Origin of the sequence: Pseudohongiella sp., from assembly GCF_011050365.1 — a bacterium.
GTDB lineage: Bacteria > Pseudomonadota > Gammaproteobacteria > Pseudomonadales > Pseudohongiellaceae > Pseudohongiella.
In genome coordinates, this window is the sequence record NZ_DRFV01000015.1 from 1 (window position 1) to 21,092 (window position 21,092).

Here is a 21,092-nt window from a genome sequence, read left to right on the forward strand (position 1 = left end):
AAAAAAAAAAGCCTGCCCCCGCCGCAGACGCAGCAGAGCTGAGACCGGAACCACCGCGCCCGTCCGGCGCCGCGCCGATCCCCGAGCCGGAGGCCAAGCCTGAGCGTGAGCCCGAGCCGGACGTCGACGTGAGCCCGGCACCAGCCTTGGCAACTGAACCCGCGCGTCACGCCCGGCCGGAACCGGTGATGCCACCGGCAGAAGAACCAGAGCCGAAAGCAACGCCCGAACCAGAGCCAGAACCAGAACCAGAACCAGAACCAGAACCAGAACCAGAACCAGAACCAGAACCAGGCCGCCCGGACGTAGTGAATGTCGACGCTTCGGCAACAGGGACGGCGCCGACAGAGGGCACGGACTGGTTTGCGTTAGTGCAGCAATGCCAATTGTCAGGTATCAGCGGCAACATACTGGCCAACTGTGTACCTGCATCTGTCTCACACAATTCCTATGAGTTGATACTGGACAGGGAACAGAGCGCCTTGTACTCAGAGGACCAGCAACCCAAAATCGCACAGGCCCTGAGCGAGACCTTGCAGCGACCGGTCACGGTGACTGTCAACATAGGCATGCTGCCGTCGGAATCGCCGGCGCAACGCAGACGTCGCGAGAAACAGCAGGCTATCGACGAGCTGCATCATCGTTTTAATACCGACCCGGGTGTGTTGGCATTGATTGCCGAATTTGACGCCAGGGTTGATCAGGATTCCCTGCAGATAATCAAAAGCACACCCTGAAACCCGGAACAACAGACCTGAAAACCAGATTAATGAGGATAATGTATGACTGACTTGAATCAATTGATGCAACAGGCCAAACAAATGCAGGAGCAGATGCAGAAGGCCCAGGAAGAAGCCGCCAAAAAGATCGTGATTGGTGAATCCGGTGCCGGCATGGTCAGAATCCATCTGAGTGGCCGTTATGATGCCAGTAAGGTAGAGCTGAGCGCTGACCTGATGCAGGAAGACAAAGAGATCATTGAAGACCTGATCGCGGCCGCTATCAACGACGCTGTCAAGAAGCTGGATGATGGCAATCGCGATACCATGAGTGCCATGACATCGGGCATGAAACTGCCTGACGGTTTCAAGTTCCCATTCTGAAGGCTATTGCCGAGCAGGTGTATTTCCAATATGCATAGCCCGTTACTTGAACAGTTGATCCAGTCGCTTCGTTGCCTGCCCGGTGTCGGTCCGAAATCGGCTCAGCGAATGGCGATCTATCTGCTTGAACGCAATCGGACCGGCGCCGCCAGGCTCAGCGATACGCTTGCCACTGCGTTGGACAATATCGGTCGTTGCGAACAGTGCAGGGCATTGACTGAGGAAGTGCGCTGTCGCATCTGCAGTAATCCCGCGCGCAATAACTCAATCCTGTGTGTGGTGGGTTCGCCAGCGGACCTGTATGCCATCGAGCAGGCGGGCAGCTACCAGGGACTTTACTTTGTCCTGTCGGGTCACCTGTCCCCGATTGATGGCATTGGCCCCGACGAAATCGGCATCAATGAGTTGATGAGCCTGTTGCAGGAGAAACCGGTCGAAGAGTTGATTCTTGCCAACAACCCGACAGTCGAGGGTGATGCAACTGCCTACTATATCGCCGGTCTGCTGAAAGGGCAGGGGCTGGTCATCAGTCGGATTGCTCATGGCGTGCCAGTAGGCGGTGAACTTGAATATGTTGATGGTGGCACCCTGAGTCATGCCTTCAACGGTCGTCAGTTACTACGCTGACGCAATGCCATGACGAGTGCACATGAAGAGAGCTGTTTATGACTGATTTTCCTGCTCCGGAACTGGTAATCGACGATGCGCGACTGGCTCAGTTATGCCAGTCCTGGCGGACATTGCCGACACTGGCACTGGATACCGAGTTTATCCGCGTCAGTACGTTTTATCCGCGTGCGGGACTGGTCCAGGTGGGCGACGGCAACGGCACTTATTTGCTGGACCCGCTCAGTATCCAGGACTGGCAGCCGTTCATCGATATCCTGACAGCGCCTGACATTACCAAAATAATGCATTCGTGTTCGGAAGATCTGGTGGTTTTCAATTATTTCTATAACTGCATGCCCGGCCCGATTTTCGATACCCAGAAAGCGGCGGGGTTTCTGGGGCACGGTTACAGCATCAGCTATCTGAACCTGGTGCTGCATATCACCGGCGTGGAGCTGAGCAAGGGGGAAACCCGCTCTGACTGGCTGAAACGGCCGCTGTCGGAAAACCAGGTCAAATACGCTGCGCTGGATGTCGCCTATTTGCCGCGTTTGCATGCGGAGCTGAAAGCTGCGCTGACGCGCGAAGGCAAACTGGACTATCTGCGCGACGAATGCGAACGCATGCGGCAGATCTCATTGGCCGCAGAAGATCCCGCCAACTGGCCGGATCTGTATCTGTCGATGGGCGCTGCCTGGCGTCTGAACGCCAAACAACTGGGTGCTCTGAAGGACCTGTGTATCTGGCGCGAACAGGTGTCACGTCAACGTGACAAGCCGCGCGCCTGGATTGCCCGGGATGCGGATCTGATCACGCTGGCGCAACAACTGCCCGCAACCCATCAGGCATTGACCCGATTGCCGGATCTGAATCGCAATATTTACCAGCAGGACGCCGACGCCCTGCTGGCGATAATCCGCGACAGCGAGCCGGTGGCCGATGGGATAGCCAACAACCTTGAAGGCGAACCCATGTCGCAAGCGCAACGGGCAACGTTGAAACGCTGTCAACAGGCAGTGCGCGCGGTGGCGGCGCAGACCGGAATTGCCGAGGAGTTGCTGGCGCGCAAGAAGCAGCTGATCACGCTGATGCATCTGAACCGGCATGCTACCAATAAGCAGGCGGCACTGGTGTGGCCGGCGGACCTGTCCGGCTGGCAGCAGCCTCTGCTGGCAGCGCCGCTGACGGATATTATTACTGACACCGCCATTGGCAAAGGCAGTGCTGGTGAGGCGAACGCGACATGAGTGAACTGCCGGTACGCGAAAATTTCTGGGAACTGCCACTGGCAGAGCTCAATCGCCGCGAATGGGAAATGTTGTGCGATGGCTGCGCCCGCTGCTGCCTGAAGAAGCTGCAGGACGAAGAGGCGAGCGCCAGATTGGTCTACACACGGGTGGTATGCCGTTATCTGGACCAGCAAAAGTGCAGTTGCACGGCTTATGGCAGGCGCAATGTTCTGGTACCTGATTGTCTGGTACTCGACATGTCGGTACTGCAGGCCTCAGTTGACTGGATTCCCGACACTTGCGCCTATAAACTCCGGTATCAGAATAAACCGTTGCCGGAATGGCATCCACTGCTGACTGGCTCCCGGGAACCCATGCAGGCGTTGGGCATTGCCGTGACCGGGCGTGTTATCTCAGAGGATCACGTGCATGAGGACGGGCTGGAAGAGCACGTCATCCGATGGGTTCGTGCCTGACAATGAAATTGGGAAGATGATAATACAGACGGCGGTGCACTGAATGCTGGGTATTTACGGTTACATTACAAGCTGGGCGGTTTATCTGACGGCCGGCACTTTGTGTTACATCCTGTTTTATAAAGCGACCGGCGCCATCGGCTTCAAGCCCCTTGCCAACGTGCTGCGCGGCATCATGATTGCGTTGATTTATACGCCCTGGTATGTCGCTGCCGATGAGGATCTGATGGCGCCGGCTGTCATTGTTATCCTGCTGGATATGATAACGATCGGAGGCGATGCCTTTATCAGGGGTCTGGTGCCATTAACGCTGGCACTGACTGCGGCCATTGTCATCGCCCTGATGTCGGGGTTATTGCGCGCGTTGGTTAGCCGATCCGGCAAACGTTGATGTTGTGAGTTAATTTAAACTTGTGCAAGAGGATACTATGCGATTTACAGGAACCAAGGCCTACGTGGCAACGGATGAGCTGCAGATGGCGGTCAACGCTGCCATCAGTTTGCAAAAACCACTTTTGATCAAAGGTGAGCCCGGCACCGGCAAGACCATGCTGGCCGAGCAGATTGCGGAATCGCTGGGACTGGAACTGATCCAGTGGCACATTAAATCAACCACACGTGCGCAGCAGGGGCTGTATGAATACGATGCGGTATCACGCCTGCGTGACTCCCAACTGGGCGATCCCAAGGTTCATGATATTGCCAATTACATTGTCAAAGGTAAGCTCTGGCAGGCCTTTGATTCGGAAAAACAGGTGGTGCTGCTGATTGATGAGATCGACAAAGCCGATATCGAATTTCCCAATGACCTGTTGCTTGAGCTGGACAAGATGGAATTCCATGTCTACGAAACCCAGCAGCGGGTACAGGCGAGACACCGCCCGATTGTGATTATTACCAGTAACAATGAAAAGGAATTGCCGGATGCGTTCCTGCGTCGCTGCTTCTTTCATTTCATCAAGTTTCCGGATGCAGTCACCATGGAAAAAATCGTGGCGGTACATTATCCAACTATCAAAAAGGACTTGCTGGCGCAGGCCATGGATATATTCTTTGACGTCAGGAAAGTGCCTGGGTTGAAGAAAAAACCATCAACATCCGAGTTGATTGACTGGCTTAAATTGTTGTTGGCCGATGATATACCAGACGAAATATTGAAAAACCAGGATATGAAAAGTGCCATACCGCCATTGTATGGCGCCTTGCTAAAGAATGAGCAGGACGTTCACCTGCTTGAGAAAATTGCCTTCATGCACAGAGCGAAACGGTAACGGCGGCAGTATGTTGATTCGGTTTTTTAATGCGTTGCGTCGGGAAAAAATCCCGGTCAGCCTGGATGAGCTGTTTACGCTGCTCGAATGTCTGAAGCAGAATTTTGCATTTGCCGACATGGAGCAGTTCTATCTGCTTGCCCGCCTGTGCATGATCAAGGATGAGAAATATTACGATCGTTTTGACCGGGCGTTTTCACGATACTTCAAGGAGCTGTCGGTTCTGGATGATCTGTTGCGTGATGCCATTCCTGATGAGTGGTTACGACGTCAGTTCGAAGCCAGCCTGAGCGAAGAAGAGCGCGCGATGATCGAGTCCATGGGTGGTCTCGACAAACTGATGGAAGAGTTCCGTAAGCGTCTGGAAGAGCAGAAGGAGCGACATGAGGGTGGCAACAAGTGGATAGGCACCGGTGGCACCTCACCTTACGGCGCTTACGGTTTTAATCCGCAAGGCATTCGTATTGGCCAGGATGAAGGGCGCGAAGGGCGTGCTGCCAAAGTCTGGGACCGGCGCGATTACCGTGATCTTGATGATACGCTGGAAATCGGTACTCGCAACATCAAGCTGGCGTTGCGCCGGCTAAGGAAATTCGCGCGCGTCGGTGCGCAGGATGAGCTGGATATTGACGACACCATCTCTTCGACTGCCCGCAAGGGTGGGCTGCTGGATATCAAGATGGTGCCGGAGCGTCATAACTCGGTCAAAGTTCTGTTGTTCTTTGATGTGGGTGGCTCCATGGATCCTTATGTGCAGCTTTGTGAAGAGTTGTTTTCAGCTGCGCGCACGGAATTCAAACATCTGGAGTATTTTTATTTCCACAACTTTATCTATGAGTCGGTATGGAAACAAAGTCGCCGCCGGCAGGCGGAAACAACACCGCTGTTTGATATCCTGCATAAATACGGCAAAGACTATAAAGTCATTTTTGTCGGTGATGCCACTATGGCGCCGTATGAAATTACGCATGTGGGCGGCAGCATAGAGCACTACAATGAGGAGGCCGGTGCTACCTGGATGCAGAGGCTGACGGATAATTTCGACCACATTGCCTGGATCAATCCGGTGCCTAAGGAACATTGGGAACATGGCTATTCCATTGCTGTTGTACGCCAGTTGCTGGAGGACAGAATGTATCCGCTGTCAGTGAAAGGACTGGAAGAGGCGATGAGCTCCCTGAGTAAATAGCAAGCTCAACGAACTGGCAATTTCAAAAAACCAAAAATTTCAAAAAACTGGCAATAAAGCAGTGTCCGAGGAGACCCGCAATATGTTTGCAGCGCAACCGATGTCAACCGAACCCGATCTGAATCCGGGGCAGTTTGAACAGATCGTCGATGTGTTTGAATACGCTTTCAAGCATTATGCCGACAAGCCCGCCTTCAGTTGCCTTGGTCATACCATCAGCTACGCTGAGCTTGATGAGTACAGCGCGCGTTTTGCTGCCTGGTTGCGCGACAAAAGCGGTCTCAATGCGGGTGATCGAATCGCCATTCAAATGCCGAACCTGCTTCAATTCCCGATAACCGTGGTGGCGGCTGCGCGCGCAGGGCTGGTCATAGTCAACACCAACCCCTTGTATACCGCGCGGGAGATGAAACATCAGTTCAGTGACTCCGGCGTCAAGGGCGTGGTCATTCTGGAGAATTTCTGCGACAAGCTCGAGGCCATTATCGATGACACCGATATTGAATGCGTCGTGGTCACCCAGCTTGCCGACATGCTGCCGCAGCCAAAACGTCTGTTGATGAACCTGGCGGTTAAATACCTCAAACGAATGGTGCCATCGTGGTCGATTGATGGTGCTGTTACATGGTCTGATGCCCTCAGTGGTTCGCCGGATCGGCGCGCAGTGCCGGACAGTGGCACCGACGTTGCCATTGTGCTTTACACCGGTGGTACAACCGGACTGGCCAAAGGCGCAATGCTGACGCACAGCAATCTGGTGCACAACATGATGCAGCTACGCGAAGTCAGTAAGCCGCTGATTCGCGATGGGCAGGATGTCATTGTGGCGCCGCTGCCGCTTTACCATACCTATGCTTTCATGTTCCATTGCCTGGCCGGTGTGTACGCAGGCAATCTGAGTGTGCTGATACCCAATCCGCGCGATCTGGATGGGCTGATCAAAACGCTGAAAGCTCTGCCACAGATTAACGGTTTAGTGGGCATCAATACCCTGTTTCTGGCCATGAGTCGTCACCGCGATATCGGGCAGATTGATTTCAGTCAGATGCGTTTCACCGGTGCCGGCGGCATGGCACTGACCATCAGCGTGGCCGAAGAGTGGCACCGTGTTACCGGCTGTCAGGTCTATGAGGGTTACGGACTCACCGAGTGTTCGCCGGTGGTAAGTATCAACCCCTACGACAAAGTTAAAATCGGCACAGTCGGGCCACCCGTACCCGGTACCGAGATAATGACGGTTGATGATGACGGCAATGACCTTGGCCTAAATGAGAAAGGTGAATTGTGGGTGCGCGGGCCGCAGGTGATGAAAGGATACTGGCGCAATGAAGCGGCGACGCAAGAGTCCATCACGGCTGAGGGCTGGTTTAAAACCGGTGATTTTGCCAGGATCGATGATGACGGTTTCATCAAGATCGTGGATCGCAAAAAGGACCTGATCATCGTCTCGGGATTCAACGTTTTCCCCAGTGAAGTGGAAGAGGTGGTTAATTCCCACCCGGGGGTTGCAGAAAGCGCCGCCATCGGTGTGCCCAGCGAAAAAAGCGGTGAAGCCATCAAGTTGTTCGTGGTTCGCCGCGACAATGTGCTGACCATTGAAGATATCACAGCACATTGCCGGGAAAATCTGACCGCCTACAAAGTGCCCAAGGAGGTCGTGTTTGTTGATGATCTGCCCAAATCCAATGTGGGCAAGATTCTGCGGCGTGAAATCCGTGAGCAAGAGTTGAAGCAGCATCAATAAGCAACAGTCATGAGTAAAGATTTGCGAAGCCGTATCAGGCAGTGTCTGAGCGCAGACCAGTTTGCGTTGCAACAGGCACTGTCACGTCTGAATCGCCAGATAGCTGACGGCCCTGCTGATGCAGGGCACCAGCAGGCCGTCACGGCACTGCAGGCGCGCATAGACAAATCGATAGCGCGTGTGCAGTCGCGCCGCGCCAGAATTCCGCACATCAACTATCCGCCTGAACTACCGGTATCGGAAAAGCGCCAGGACATCGCTGATGCCCTGAAACAACATCAGATTGTGGTGGTAGCGGGGGAAACCGGTTCCGGTAAAACCACACAGATCCCGAAAATCTGTCTGGAGCTGGGTTATGGCGTGAAAGGTCTCATTGGCCACACCCAGCCGCGCCGGCTGGCTGCGCGTGCCGTGGCATCCCGTATCGCCGACGAACTGGGCGAAACGCTGGGGCAGGGCGTTGGCTACCAGGTGCGCTTCAGCGACAATACCACCGAAAATACCTTCATCAAACTGATGACAGACGGCATTCTGCTGGCCGAGATTCAGCAAGACAGATATCTCAACAAATACGAAGTGCTGATTATTGATGAGGCTCACGAGCGCAGCCTGAATATCGATTTTCTGCTGGGTTATCTCAAGCGGCTGAGTCGTCAGCGCCCGGATCTTAAAATCATCATCACATCGGCCACCATTGATGTGGAAAAATTCTCCCGGCATTTCTCTGACGCGCCTATCATCAGTGTATCGGGTCGAACCTATCCGGTAGAAATCCTGTATCAGGACCCCGCCGAGCTGGAGACTGAGAATAAAGACGAGGACATTCTGTTGGCCGGTGTCATGCAGGCGTTGCGACGGATGGAGAGTATCGAGCGGGAACGGCGCCAGGCGCCCGGTGATGCGCTGGTGTTTCTGAGCGGGGAACGGGAAATACGTGATCTTGCCATGGCCTTGCGCAAGCAGGAACTGAGGCAGACTGAAATACTGCCACTGTATGCGCGCCTGACGCAAAATGAACAACAACGTATTTTTGCCCCCCATAAAGGGCGACGCATAATCCTGTCCACCAATGTGGCTGAAACCTCCCTGACCGTGCCGGGTATCCGTTATGTCATCGATAGTGGCCTGGTACGTATCAGTCGTTACAGTGTGCAGAGCAAAGTGCAAAGACTTCCGATCGAGCCGGTATCGCAAGCCAGTGCCAATCAGCGTGCGGGTCGCTGTGGTCGGGTCGCCAGTGGTGTCTGTATCCGTCTGTACAGCGAAAGCGATTTTCTGAGCCGGCCAGAATACACCGACCCGGAGATCCAGCGTACCAATCTCAGTGCTGTTATTTTACAGATGCTGTTGCTGAAGCTGGGCGATATCAGTCAGTTTCCTTTTGTTGAGGCGCCCGATCGTCGTGCCATCAACGATGGTTTCAAATTGCTTGATGAGCTCGGTGCCATCAACCGGGAACGCAAGCTGACCGAAACCGGCCGCGCGATGGCGCGCCTGCCAGTGGATCCGCGACTGGGCCGGATGCTGCTCGAAGCCGCCGGGCGACATTCACTGTATGAGCTGTTGATCATCGTCAGTGCGCTCAGTGTGCAGGATCCGCGTGAGACGCCGGCAGACAAGCGTCAGGCCGCGCGTGAACGGCATCAGCAATTTGCCAATGGTCAGTCTGATTTTCTGTCCTGGGTGGTGTTGTGGGACGAGGTGGAAAAGCAGCGGCAGGAACTTACTCAGGGGCAATTCCGGAAGTTCTGCAAGGACAATTTCCTGTCCTGGATGCGGTTGCGCGAATGGCGTGAAACACACCGCCAGTTGAGTCTGTCCTGTCAGTCGCTGGGATACAAGGCACCATTACGCACAGAAGACCAGGTGCCGGATTATGAGTCTGTGCATCGTGCCATGTTGCCTGGCTCGCTGAATCAGCTGGGGCAGAAAACCCAGGACGGGTTCTACCTGGGGAGCCGGGGACGAAAATTCTCGCTGTTTCCCAGCTCGGCCCTGTACAAGAAAATGCCACCCTGGATTGTCAGTGCCGAGCTGATAGAAACCAGCCGACTGTTTGCCACCATGGCTGCGCGCATCGAGCCGGAATGGGCCGTCGACGCGGCGCCACATCTGTTGCGGCGCGATTATTTTGAGGCGCACTGGGAAAAAAAGCGCGGTGAAGTCGTTGCCTACGAAAAAATCAGTCTGTTTGGCCTGACCCTGATTGAAAAGCGCGCGGTCTCCTACGGATCGATTGACCCGGCGTTGAGTCGGGATATTTTTATCCGCGAAGGCCTGGTCGCTGAACAGTTGGAAACACAACTGCCGTTCTATCAGGCCAATATGGAGCTGCTGGCCACAATCCGGCGTCAGGAGGAAAAAGAGCGTCGCCCGGATATTCTGGTCAGCGATGACCAGTTGGCAGCGTTCTACGACGTACGCCTGTCGCCCTCTGTGAACACGGTTGCGGCGCTGGAGCACTGGTACCGCGAGCCCCAACAACAGCAGGCTGACCCGCTGCGGATGCAGCGTGAGCACGTAATTGCCCGTGCCATTGATCAGGACAGTGCGCATGCATTTCCCGATAGCGCTGCGGTTCAGCACAACGAACTGTCGATCAATTATCGCTTTGAACCCGGTAGCGACGAAGATGGTATCAGTATTGACGTACCGGCGTTGCTGATAGGCAGTTTGACCCAACTGGATCTGGACTGGGCAGTGCCGGGGCTGGTTCAGGAGCGTGCCATTGCGTTGATGAAAAGCCTGCCGAAAGCGCTGCGCAAACAGTTCGTGCCGGTTCCTGAGTTCGTCACACAGGCGCTGGACGGGTCTGGCCAGGGCAAAACTGTGCCACAGACCCAGACACTGACCGAACTGCTTGCCGACAGGGCATGGTCATTGAAACGCATTCGCATTGCGCCTGAACAATGGGATCCGGCAACCATTCCGTTGCATTTGCAGCCACGGATACGCGTCCTGGATGCCAAGGGGAAGGTGTTGACGGTGGCGCAGAATCTGTCCCGACTCAAGCAACAATTCAGTAACAGCCCGGCGGCATCAACCCGGGCCTCGGTGCATCCGCTGGAGCGCACCGGGATCACCGATTGGGATTTCGGCGATCTGCCCGCCAACGTTGAAACCAACGAAGGCATCCGGCTGGTGCGCTATCCGGCTATCAGGGACGAAGGCGCTAGTGTCGCCATTGTGCTATGCGAATCGGAACACAAGGCCGCGCAGATATCCCAGCATGGCCTGGCGCGGCTGCTGATGTTGAGAACAACGCAGCAAAAAAACATGATCCTCAAGCAACTGGGTCGCGTACAAACAGCACTGGGACTGAAGCTGATTACGCAGGACAAATCATGGTTGGAGAACGCGGTATCTGCCGCTTACCGACTCAGTTTTCGTCTGAACGAACAACGGATTCTGACGCGTGCTGAATTTGAGGCATTGCTCAGCGACGGCAAGGCTGAGCTGGTCGGGCAGGCCGGTCGTTTGAGCCGTTTGCTGACCGACAGTTATGACCTGTTGTTTGATATCAGGCGTCGCCTGTCTGCACTGCCTGCCGCTTACCGTAAAGCAGCAACGGATATCGAAGCGCAACTGGTAATCCTGTTTCCTGCTGAATTCCCGGATTCAGTACCGGATGCCTGGCTTTGGGAATATCCGAGGTATTTGCAAGCGGTAGTGCAGAGACTGGAAAAAATGCCGTCGCAGCCGGCGCGGGATCAGGAGATGCAGTCAGTGCTAAATGAGCTGACCCGTCTGTACGGTCAGGACAGTATACAGGCACGTGTTGATGACGAGAGCAAGCTGGCAGACTTCCCGTGGTGGCTGCAGGAGTTGCGGGTTTCGCTGTTTGCCCAGGCTCTGGGGACCCGGGGACCGGTGTCCGAGAAGCGGCTGCGCAAGCTGCTCGAACCCCCCCGTTAGGGCTATATCAAGCTCACTGCTTATCTGGGATAATACGCGCCGTTGTGATGGGTCATTGGTCAGCGCGCCGGTTTTTAAGGGCTGGTTGTTGTGGAGTGTTAAAGCAAATGCAGTATCGGTTTGGCAAGATTATAACTCAGTCGCTGTCCTGGGCTCTGTCGCTGGTTCTCGGCGGGTTCCTGGGCATGGCAACCAGTGGTGCTGCTGCGCAGCAACCGTCTGACTATGATCCGTGGGAGCCGGTGAATGTTAAAGTGTATGCCTTTAACGACTATGTTGACCGCAAGATTTTGCGTCCGGTGGCTAACGGTTATACCCGTTATGTGCCGCGTCTGGCACGGGTAGGCGTAAGCAATTTTTTCAGTAATATCAATAATATTTCAGTGCTTGCCAACAATCTTCTGCAATTCAAGCTGGAAGCGGCGGCCAATGACACCGGACGCCTGATGCTGAACTCGTCATTCGGTGTCTTCGGATTGATTGATATTGCCACCTGGGCAGGTTTCGACAAGAACGAAGAGGATTTTGGTCAGACTCTGGGTTACTGGGGTATGCCACCCGGACCCTATGTAGTGCTTCCGCTGTTCGGTCCCAGTACTGTGCGGGACAGTTTCGGTTATGCCACCGACACCTACACCAATCCACTCAACCATCGTGATGACGACCTGCTGCGAAATGCCGCATTCGTTTTGCAACAGATAGACCGCCGGGTGGATGCAATGTCAGTGGAGACGTTGATGTCTGGCGATCCGTACATTTTTACCCGGGAAGCGTATCTGCAGCAGCGTGCGTACCTGGTCAAGGATGGCGAGGTGGCCGATCAGCAAAGCGACTGGGGTAACTGGGACTAGAGACCAGGACTAGAGACCAGGACGGGGATCATGGTCGGGGCTTAACGACCGCCATCCCGAACCCGGAGTTTGGTCCTGATGAAGTCGCTGTGTGACACGTAAAGCAGGTCGGCAGTTTTACGGATCATCTGCTCTTCATACTTGTCCAGATGATCATCGGCCAGCGCCAGCCGCCACAGATTCTCCACCAGCTGAACCTTGTCTTCATACTGATAAGCCTCGTTTACCAGGCTGGTGAATTCATACAGCGACACGGCCTGGGCGGCTTCGTCTTCGGCCAGCGCAATGATTTCGTCCAGTTGTCGCTGGTCCAGGTCAAAGGTCTTTTCCAGCACCCGGCGCATCATATCGGTCTCCCGTTCATCAATGTGCCGGTCGGTTTTCAGTAGTTCAAACATCAGCGCCGCACTGGCCAGTCGGAGACGGCTGACTTTATGTTCGTTGGTTTCCTGCTCGGGACTGGCGAGTTGACTGTCAAAAAATCGTTTGATCGCAACTATCATACGTTCTCCTTCAATTGTTCTTCCTGACGCATGTCACCTGTGGCGCTGGTGTCGGCCTCGGCAAGCGCACATGCGTCCCTGAGTACGGAAATACCAGCGTTTTTGCGGAATGCGTTTTCGCTGAGATGGCGCCGGAACAGACGCCCTCCGCTCTGACCCTTGAACAGACCCAGGATATGACGCGTCATGTGCTGCAGCGCCGTGCCCTGCGCCAGTTGTTCTTCGACGTAGGGCAGGTAGGCGGCGATGATATCAGCCCGCGACGGCACCGGCAGGGTGTCAGCAAACAGCTGCTGATCAACCTGTGCCAGTATGTAGGGGTTCTGATAGGCCTCGCGGCCCATCATGATACCGTCCAGTGCTGGCCCGTCGCTGCCTTCCAGCAATGATCGGGTCTGCTCCAGCGAACTGATGCCGCCATTGATGATGATCTCAAGCTCGGGATAACGTTGCTTGATGCCTTTTACGCGTGGGTAATTGAGTGGTGGCACGTCCCGGTTCTGTTTTGGGCTGAGTCCCTGCAGTACTGCAATGCGGGCATGAATGATAAAAGTACGACAGCCGGCGCCGGCGACAGTTTCGACAAAGCGTTGCAGAAACTCATCGCTATCCTGATCGTCTATACCGATACGCGATTTGACGGTAACCGGCAACGCTGTTGCCGCCTGCATGGCGCTGACGCAGGCGGCCACGAGCGCTGGCTCCGCCATCAGGCAGGCGCCGAACTTGCCAGATTGGACGCGGTCACTGGGACAGCCGATGTTGAGATTGACTTCATCATAGCCCCATTGCTCGGCCAGCGTCGCGCAATGCGCCAGTGCGTCCGGGTCGCTGCCACCCAGTTGCAGGGCAAGCGGATGCTCTGCCACGTCGAACTTCAGATGTCGTGCCACATCTCCGTGCAACAGTGCGCCGGTTGTCACCATTTCGGTATACAGTCGGGCGTGCCGACTGAGCAGGCGCAGGAAATATCGCTCGTGGCGATCGGTCCAGTCGAGCATGGGAGCGACACAGAAGCGATGTGGGCTGACCTTGGTGTGTACTTGGTTCAAAACTGCTGCTCATGATATTAAAACGGGCCAACAAGTATAACAAAGACCGGGCGTCAGGGCGTCCTGTCTCATCGCATGCGTGGTGAAGATTGGCACCATCACGTATAATCGGGCTCTTTTCCGGACATTTGTTTCGGGCTTTGGTTCGGGCATTAGTCCGGACAACGATCTGAACCAGCTGAAATTTTTGCAACGACTGCAGGAGTCCCATGTCAAATACGTCAACATCACCGGTTCGAACCCGGATTGCGCCTTCACCTACTGGCGATCCGCACGTCGGAACTGCCTATATCGCCCTGTTCAATCGCTGTTTCGCCCGCCAGCACGGCGGCGAATTCATTTTGCGTATTGAGGACACCGATCAGACGCGCAGCACGGCCCGTTCGGAACAGGACATTTTGCAGGCGTTGCGATGGTTGGGACTGGACTGGGCAGAAGGACCGGATAACGGCGGCCCTCACGGTCCCTATCGGCAGAGCCAGCGCAGCGACATCTATCGTCAGCATATTGAACTGCTGATGGACAAGGGGCAGGCGTTTCGCTGTTTTTGCTCGGCAGAGCGCCTGGATGCCGTGCGTGCCGAGCAAATGGCCAACAAACAGACTGCGGGATATGACGGCCACTGCCTGACGCTGACCGAGGCAGACATTGCGGCAAAACTGGCTGCCCGCGAGTCACACGTCATTCGCATGAAAGTGCCCCGTGACGGTGAGTGCGTTTTTCATGACCGTTTGCGCGGAGAGATTCGCATCAACTGGCAGCAGATTGATATGCAGGTGTTAATGAAGTCAGATCATTTGCCGACCTATCATTTCGCCAACGTGGTAGACGACCATCTGATGGAAATCACCCATGTGATTCGCGGCGAGGAGTGGATCAATTCCACGCCCAAGCACATTCTGTTGTACCAGCATTTTGGCTGGCAGGTACCGGAATTTTGTCACATGCCTTTGTTGCGCAATCCGGACAAGAGCAAGCTGAGTAAACGCAAAAACCCAACGAGTATTTCCTATTACCAGGACATGGGATATCTGCCTGAAGCCCTGGTCAATTATCTGGGTATGATGGGCTGGACAATGCCGGATGGCCGCGAAAAATTTTCGCTGGCCGAGATGGAATCGGCGTTTGATATTGACCGCGTGTCATTGGGTGGTCCGGTATTTGATGTGGAGAAGCTGAACTGGCTGAACGGCAAATATATTCGGGAGAATCTCGACACCGAGACGTTTACCGAAGCTTACAGCCAGTGGGCACTTGCCAATAACAAAATGGCTGACATCGTTCCGCTGATCAAGGACAGAGTGGAGCGTTTCAGTGATGTAGTGCCACTGGCCGGATTTTTTCTCAGTGGCCTGTTGCCGATTCAGGCACAGGATTTCAACCACAAGCAGTTGAGTGAGGAGCAGTGCAAACACATTCTGCAATTCTATGTGTGGCAGCTGGAGCAAATGAGTGAGTGGACGCGAGAGGGTATTGAGCAAAGCGCCCAGCATCTTGCCGCATTCATGGAGATCAAGATCCGCGAAACGCTGTTTCCATTGTTTGTCGCGATCACCGGCAGAGCGGTGTCGGTGTCGGTGATTGATGCCATCACCATTCTGGGTCTGGACATCAGCCGGGCGCGTATCCGGCAGGCGATTGAAGTGCTGGGTGGTGTGTCCAAGAAAGAGGCCAAAGTACTGGAGAAACGTTTCCGCGATCTGCAGGCTTTTGCTGCGGCGGCGCAGGCTGACGAGTGATTCAGCACTGCGCGCAAGCGGCTGCGGTGAGATTGCCCGACGCTTGTGCGGAAAAAGCCATTTAAGGCATTGACAGCAAGGGGGGTGATGCCTAAAATGCGCGATCTCTGCACAACGCAGGGAATGAAGGGGCTATAGCTCAGCTGGGAGAGCGCAACGCTGGCAGCGTTGAGGTCATCGGTTCGATCCCGATTAGCTCCACCATACAGCAGGAAACAAAAAAGGGGTCAAGCTTGCGCTTGACCCCTTTTTTGTTGGTTCCTGTCTGGTTTTTCGCCGAACGGAAGGTCGGCGAAAAACCGGATTTGACGGGATTATTTCGTCGGGTAGTCGCGTTTGGTGGCACCTTTGTACAACTGACGCGGACGTCCGATCTTGTAGGAGCTGCTGATCATTTCGTTCCAGTGTGCAATCCAGCCGGGCGTGCGGCCGAGGGCAAAAATCACCGTGAACATGCTTGTGGGTATGCCGATGGCTTTCAGGATAATGCCGGAGTAGAAGTCGACGTTAGGGTACAGTTTGCGTTTGATAAAGTAGTCGTCTTCCAGGGCAAATTTTTCCAGTCGGCGAGCGATTCTGACCAACGGGTCGTTTTCAACGCCCAGGTCCGCCAGCACTTCATCACAGATCTTGCTCATGACCCTGGAGCGGGGATCGAAGTTTTTGTAAACGCGGTGACCAAAGCCCATCAGGCGGAAAGGGTCGTCCTTGTCTTTGGCTTTGGCGATGAACTCCTCAATGCGGGATTCGTCACCAATCTCATTCAGCATATTCAGTACGGCTTCATTGGCGCCGCCATGTGCCGGGCCCCAAAGCGCCGCTATGCCCGATGCGATGCAGGCGTAAGGGTTGGCGCCGGTTGAGCCGGCCAGGCGCACAGTCGACGTCGAGGCATTCTGCTCGTGATCCGCATGCAGCAGGAAAATCACATCCATGGCCTTGGCCAGCACCGGGCTGACATTGGGCGCTTCAGCGGGTACGCCGAACATCATGTGGAGGAAGTTTTCTGAATAGCTGAGGGAGTTGAGCGGGGACATGACGGGCTGGCCGATGGAGTGCTTGTAGGTCATCGCTGCCAGCGTCGGCATTTTGGCAATCAGGCGAATCGCGGCCAGTCTTCGGTGCCCGGCATCGTCGATGTCGAGACCGTCATGATACTGGGCGGCCAGAGAGCCGCACAGGGAAATCATCACTGCCATCGGGTGCGCGTTGCGCTGAAAGCCGTTCAGCAAGTGCGAGGTTTGGGAATCCACCATGGTGTGCAGGGTGATTTCTTCGACAAATGCGGCCTTGGCTTTGTCGTCAGGCAATTCGCCGTTAAGCAGGAGGTAACAGGTTTCCAGGTAGTCCGAATGATCGGCCAGCTGGTCAATGGGGTAGCCCCGGTGTAACAGGACGCCGGCGTCACCATCTATGTAGGTGATCGCGGATTCGGTTGAGGCGGTTGACATGAATCCGGGGTCGTAGGTAAAGACGCCTTTGGATACCAGGCTGCGCACGTCAATAACGTCCGGGCCGATGCTGCCTTCCAGTACCGGAAGTTCAATCACTTCCTGGCTGCCGGCCAGGCTCAAGCGGGCTTTTTTTTGTTCACTCATAGTGTACTCCTGACTGATAAACTTCCAGCTGCCAGCAATTGCGTTCCCATGGAGAAACGACAAGCAGTCTGCTCTCGGTATGTTATCCCTCAATATATGTCGATAACGACTACGGACCTGTTACGCTGCGTTTCTGTTTTTGTCTCATATATTTGATGCTAGGGGAGGCAGGGCCAGCGGCAAAACCGCTACTTTACCATAATCCGGCCCCGGGTCACTCCCCGAATGCGGATAAATTATTGTGGTTGACAAAACGTTGTCACATATTGGCCAAAACCCACGCCTTTGCCCTGTGTTTTATTGTATTCCCGTCCCTATAAGTCTATACTCAGCGGCCGAACTCCCGGTCTTTTATAATACCGGTGAAGTTAACGAAGCGCCTGAATGAGCACAGGAAATTGTCCTGACAGGGACCCTGCTCTGGTTCAGACTCTCCGGAGGTTGATCAGCGCGTTGTGGCTGGTCTTATCGCTAACCGCGTCGTCATCGGCGCTGACTAAGTGGCTACCAGTGAAAGACAACAGACCCAAAAATCTCGAACTTCAAACCCTTCATTTTCCGCTGCCGGCGATTACATCGATCCTGCATCGAATTTCCGGCGTAATCATTTTCGTCGGCATTGCTATTTTGCTGTTCCTGCTGGCCGAGTCTCTGCGCTCCGAGCAAGACTTTGGCAATGTCCAGCAATGGCTGACCTCACCGCTGGTCAAATTCGTGGTGTGGGGCGTGGTGGCAGGACTTCTCTACCACCTGATTGCCGGCATTAAACATTTGATCATGGATACGGGCGTCGGTGAGACCCTGCAGGGCGGTATTAATGGTGCCCGTCTTGTCGTTATCGTATCTGCTATCGCAATTATCGCCGCGGGGGTTTGGATATGGTGAAGAATGTCATGAGTTTTGGCCGTAGTGGCCTGTCGGACTGGGTTATTCAGCGCGTCAGTGCTGTCATCCTGGCTGTTTATTTTGTCGGCCTGCTCGGTTTCCTGGTGATGACACCTGACCTGGGGTATGCCGAGTGGCAGGCGCTGTTCAGCAGCACCTGGATGCGGATTGCCAGTCTCGCCGCGCTGTTGGCGCTGTGCGCGCACGCCTGGATTGGCATGTGGACCATTGCCACCGATTACCTGAACAATTACATGATCGGCAGCAAGGGCACCGTGATCCGGTTTCTGTTTCAGGCAGCGTGTGTGCTGTTGATATTCATCTACCTCGTCTGGGGTGTTCAGATTCTGTGGGGACTATAAATGAGCGGTATTCGCAAGATCTCTTTTGATGCGTTGATTGTTGGCGGCGGCGGTGCAGGCATGCGCGCGTCCCTGCAATTGTCGCAATCCGGTTACAAGACAGCCGTAATCAGCAAGGTTTTCCCGACTCGTTCTCATACTGTTTCCGCCCAGGGCGGTATTACCTGTGCCATTGCCAGCGACGATCCCAATGATGACTGGCGTTGGCACATGTACGATACCGTCAAAGGCTCCGATTATATCGGTGACCAGGACGCGATCGAATACATGTGTAGCGAAGGCCCGCAAACCGTTTTTGAGCTTGAGCACATGGGTCTGCCATTTTCGCGCACCGAGAATGGCCGTATCTATCAGCGCCCCTTCGGTGGTCAGTCCAAAGACTACGGCAAGGGCGGCCAGGCTGCGCGAACCTGCGCGGCGGCCGACCGCACCGGCCATGCGCTGCTGCATACCCTGTATCAGGGCAATGTGAAAAACGAGACAGTGTTCTTTAATGAGTGGTATGCCGTTGACCTCGTCCGTAATGAGGACGGGGTGGTGGTTGGTGTGATTGCCATCTGCATAGAGACCGGTGAAACCGTATTTGTCGAGTCCAAGGCAACCGTGCTGGCGACCGGTGGTGCCGGCCGGATTTACGCGTCCACTACCAATGCCCTGATCAATACCGGCGACGGCATCGGCATGGCGCTGCGTGCTGGCTATCCGATGCAGGACATGGAAATGTGGCAGTTCCACCCGACCGGTATTCACGGCGCGGGCACACTGGTCACCGAAGGCTGTCGTGGTGAAGGCGGTTACCTGATCAACAAGGATGGTGAGCGCTTCATGGAGCGGTATGCCCCCAATGCCAAAGACCTGGCGGGCCGTGATGTGGTGGCCCGCTCCATGGTTCAGGAAATCCTTGCTGGCAAGGGCTGTGGTCCCAAAGGCGATCACGTGCTGCTGAAACTCGACCATCTGGGTGAAAAGGTGCTGAACGAGAAGTTGCCGGGCATTCTGGAGCTGTCGCGTACCTTTGCTCATGTGGATCCGGTGAAAGAACCGATCCCGGTGATCCCGACCTGTCATTACATGATGGGTGGTATTCCGACCAATGTGAACGGTCAGGCCATTACACAAAATGCTGATGGCGAAGATGAGCTGATTCACGGCCTGTTTGCAGTCGGTGAAGCCGCGTGCGTTTCCGTGCACGGTGCCAACCGGCTGGGCGGCAACTCGCTGCTGGACCTGGTGGTGTTCGGTCGCGCTGCTGGCAAGCATATTGAAAGCATGCTGGGGCAGGGCATTGAGTACCGTGATGCCTCCGAGGCCGATATCGAAAGGGCCATGGCACGCCTGAACCGGTTGAACAATTCGACCGAAGGCGAAAATGTGGCGGATTTGCGCGAAGAACTGCAAAGCATCATGCAGAACCATTTTGGTGTATTCCGCACCGGTGACTTCATGCGTGAAGGCATCAAGAAGCTGGAAGCTCTGCGCCCCCGTATTGCCAACGTCAAGCTGGGAGACAAGAGTAACGCCTTTAACACCGCGCGAATCGAGGCGCTGGAACTGGAGAACCTGTTCGAAGTTGCCGAAGCGACAGCGCTATCTGCTGAAGGCCGTAACGAGAGCCGCGGTGCGCACGCGCGTGAAGACTTCCAGGAACGTGATGATGAAAACTGGTTATGTCATTCGGTATACCATCCGACATCGCGTACATTGACCAAGCGTGCAGTTAACTTTGCGCCTAAAACGGTCGATAAATTCGAGCCCATGATTCGTACCTATTAATGAATAAAGGTGAACTAACGTGTTAGTCAGTGTTTATCGTTACAACCCGGAAACAGACAGCAAACCCTCCATGCAGGACTACGAGATCGAGCTGCCGGAAGGTCGCGATCTGATGGTGCTGGATGTGCTGAGCCTGATCAAGAAGCAGGATCAGACCGTCGCTTATCGTCGCTCTTGCCGTGAAGGTGTTTGTGGCTCAGACGGTATGAATATGAACGGCACCAATGGTCTGGCGTGCATTACGCCGGTATCGGTTGCTACCAAAGGCGGCAACAAACTGGTACTGCGCCCGCTGCCGGGACTGCCAGTGGTACGCGATCTGGTAGTTGACATGAGTATATTCTACCAGCAGTTCGAGAAGGTGAAGCCGTTCCTTATTAATGACACCCCGGCGCCGGCTATCGAGCGCCTGCAGTCACCCGAAGACCGGGCCAAACTTGACGGTTTGTATGAGTGCATTCTGTGCGCCTGCTGCAGCACCAATTGCCCCTCGTTCTGGTGGAATCCGGATAAGTTCATCGGCCCTGCAGGCCTGTTGCAGGCTTACCGTTTTCTGGCCGATAGCCGGGATGCCGCTACCGAAGAGCGCCTGGAAGACCTGCAGGACCCGTTCAGCGTGTTCCGCTGCCGCGGGATCATGAATTGCGTCGCGGTTTGTCCAAAGGGCCTGAATCCGACCAAGGCTATTGGTCATATACGCCACATGCTGTTACAGCGCGGCGCTTGAGGAATCTGTATTTTTTATAGAGACGTTTCCGGTGCCGCTCACAAGGTGGCAGTCGCGAATCCGGCT

The 21,092-nt window shown here is 55.0% G+C and carries 19 protein-coding genes and 1 tRNA gene; 17 read left to right on the top strand and 3 right to left on the bottom strand.

Features of this window, described 5'->3' with window-relative positions; genetic code table 11:
• The 11 genes from ENH71_RS11665 to ENH71_RS11715 all read left to right on the top strand — a co-directional run.
• The coding region (locus ENH71_RS11665) for a DNA polymerase III subunit gamma/tau C-terminal domain-containing protein (protein ID WP_294137840.1) at positions 1-737 on the top strand (737 nt) is incomplete at its 5' end.
• A 45-nt stretch (positions 738-782) separates the two neighbouring features.
• Positions 783-1,103: a YbaB/EbfC family nucleoid-associated protein gene (locus ENH71_RS11670; protein WP_294130017.1), complete on the top strand. Its 321-nt coding sequence runs from the start codon at positions 783-785 to the stop codon at positions 1,101-1,103.
• Positions 1,104-1,133: 30 nt separating this feature from the next.
• A complete protein-coding gene (gene recR, locus ENH71_RS11675) occupies positions 1,134-1,730 on the top strand; it encodes a recombination mediator RecR (protein ID WP_294130015.1) in 597 nt (198 codons plus the stop codon).
• Positions 1,731-1,768: 38 nt separating this feature from the next.
• The gene (rnd, locus tag ENH71_RS11680) at positions 1,769-2,959 is read left to right on the top strand and encodes a ribonuclease D (protein WP_294130013.1); all 1,191 of its coding nucleotides are present in this window, start codon (positions 1,769-1,771) and stop codon (positions 2,957-2,959) included.
• Positions 2,956-3,417 carry a YcgN family cysteine cluster protein gene (locus ENH71_RS11685; protein ID WP_294130011.1) on the top strand — a complete coding sequence of 154 codons (462 nt, stop codon included), beginning with the start codon at positions 2,956-2,958 and terminating at the stop codon, positions 3,415-3,417. Before rnd ends, ENH71_RS11685 begins: the two co-directional genes overlap by 4 nt.
• Positions 3,418-3,460: 43 nt before the next feature.
• Positions 3,461-3,808, top strand: coding sequence for a hypothetical protein (locus ENH71_RS11690; protein ID WP_294130009.1), 348 nt, complete (start codon positions 3,461-3,463; stop codon positions 3,806-3,808).
• 37 nt (positions 3,809-3,845) lie between these two features.
• Positions 3,846-4,688 carry an AAA family ATPase gene (locus ENH71_RS11695; protein WP_294130007.1) on the top strand — a complete coding sequence of 281 codons (843 nt, stop codon included), beginning with the start codon at positions 3,846-3,848 and terminating at the stop codon, positions 4,686-4,688.
• A gap of 10 nt (positions 4,689-4,698) precedes the next feature.
• Positions 4,699-5,877: a vWA domain-containing protein gene (locus ENH71_RS11700; RefSeq protein WP_294130005.1), complete on the top strand. Its 1,179-nt coding sequence runs from the start codon at positions 4,699-4,701 to the stop codon at positions 5,875-5,877.
• An 82-nt stretch (positions 5,878-5,959) separates the two neighbouring features.
• On the top strand, positions 5,960-7,621 hold the full coding sequence (locus tag ENH71_RS11705; RefSeq protein WP_294130004.1) for an AMP-binding protein: 1,662 nt from the start codon (positions 5,960-5,962) through the stop codon (positions 7,619-7,621).
• Between the two features lie 9 nt (positions 7,622-7,630).
• On the top strand, positions 7,631-11,536 hold the full coding sequence (hrpA, locus tag ENH71_RS11710; RefSeq protein ID WP_294130002.1) for an ATP-dependent RNA helicase HrpA: 3,906 nt from the start codon (positions 7,631-7,633) through the stop codon (positions 11,534-11,536).
• A 95-nt stretch (positions 11,537-11,631) separates the two neighbouring features.
• Complete coding sequence (locus ENH71_RS11715) at positions 11,632-12,387, top strand: MlaA family lipoprotein (RefSeq protein ID WP_294137841.1); 756 nt, start codon at positions 11,632-11,634, stop codon at positions 12,385-12,387.
• Positions 12,388-12,428: 41 nt separating this feature from the next.
• Here ENH71_RS11715 and ENH71_RS11720 read toward each other — a convergent pair whose 3' ends face one another.
• Both ENH71_RS11720 and dusA read right to left on the bottom strand, forming a co-directional pair.
• On the bottom strand, positions 12,429-12,890 hold the full coding sequence (locus ENH71_RS11720) for a tellurite resistance TerB family protein (protein WP_294129997.1): 462 nt from the start codon (positions 12,888-12,890) through the stop codon (positions 12,429-12,431).
• On the bottom strand, positions 12,887-13,942 hold the full coding sequence (dusA, locus tag ENH71_RS11725) for a tRNA dihydrouridine(20/20a) synthase DusA (RefSeq protein WP_294129996.1): 1,056 nt from the start codon (positions 13,940-13,942) through the stop codon (positions 12,887-12,889). Before dusA ends, ENH71_RS11720 begins: the two co-directional genes overlap by 4 nt.
• A gap of 209 nt (positions 13,943-14,151) precedes the next feature.
• Here dusA and gltX point away from each other — a divergent pair, with 209 nt between their 5' ends.
• A complete protein-coding gene (gltX, locus tag ENH71_RS11730) occupies positions 14,152-15,681 on the top strand; it encodes a glutamate--tRNA ligase (protein ID WP_294129994.1) in 1,530 nt (509 codons plus the stop codon).
• A 128-nt stretch (positions 15,682-15,809) separates the two neighbouring features.
• Positions 15,810-15,885 (top strand) — tRNA-Ala (locus tag ENH71_RS11735).
• Positions 15,886-15,995: 110 nt separating this feature from the next.
• Here ENH71_RS11735 and gltA read toward each other — a convergent pair.
• A complete protein-coding gene (gene gltA / locus ENH71_RS11740) occupies positions 15,996-17,279 on the bottom strand; it encodes a citrate synthase (protein ID WP_294129993.1) in 1,284 nt (427 codons plus the stop codon).
• A 510-nt stretch (positions 17,280-17,789) separates the two neighbouring features.
• Here gltA and sdhC point away from each other — a divergent pair.
• The 4 genes from sdhC to ENH71_RS11760 are packed head-to-tail and all read left to right on the top strand — an operon-like array spanning position 17,790 to position 21,026.
• Entirely contained in the window at positions 17,790-18,164 is a 375-nt protein-coding gene (sdhC, locus tag ENH71_RS11745) for a succinate dehydrogenase, cytochrome b556 subunit (protein WP_294129992.1), read from the top strand.
• A complete protein-coding gene (gene sdhD / locus ENH71_RS11750) occupies positions 18,158-18,526 on the top strand; it encodes a succinate dehydrogenase, hydrophobic membrane anchor protein (protein ID WP_294129991.1) in 369 nt (122 codons plus the stop codon). The genes sdhC and sdhD overlap by 7 nt, the downstream gene beginning before the upstream one ends.
• On the top strand, positions 18,527-20,299 hold the full coding sequence (gene sdhA, locus ENH71_RS11755) for a succinate dehydrogenase flavoprotein subunit (protein ID WP_294129990.1): 1,773 nt from the start codon (positions 18,527-18,529) through the stop codon (positions 20,297-20,299). It abuts the gene before it with no gap.
• 19 nt (positions 20,300-20,318) lie between these two features.
• Positions 20,319-21,026: a succinate dehydrogenase iron-sulfur subunit gene (locus ENH71_RS11760; protein WP_294129989.1), complete on the top strand. Its 708-nt coding sequence runs from the start codon at positions 20,319-20,321 to the stop codon at positions 21,024-21,026.
• The last annotated feature ends 66 nt before the right edge of the window (positions 21,027-21,092 follow it).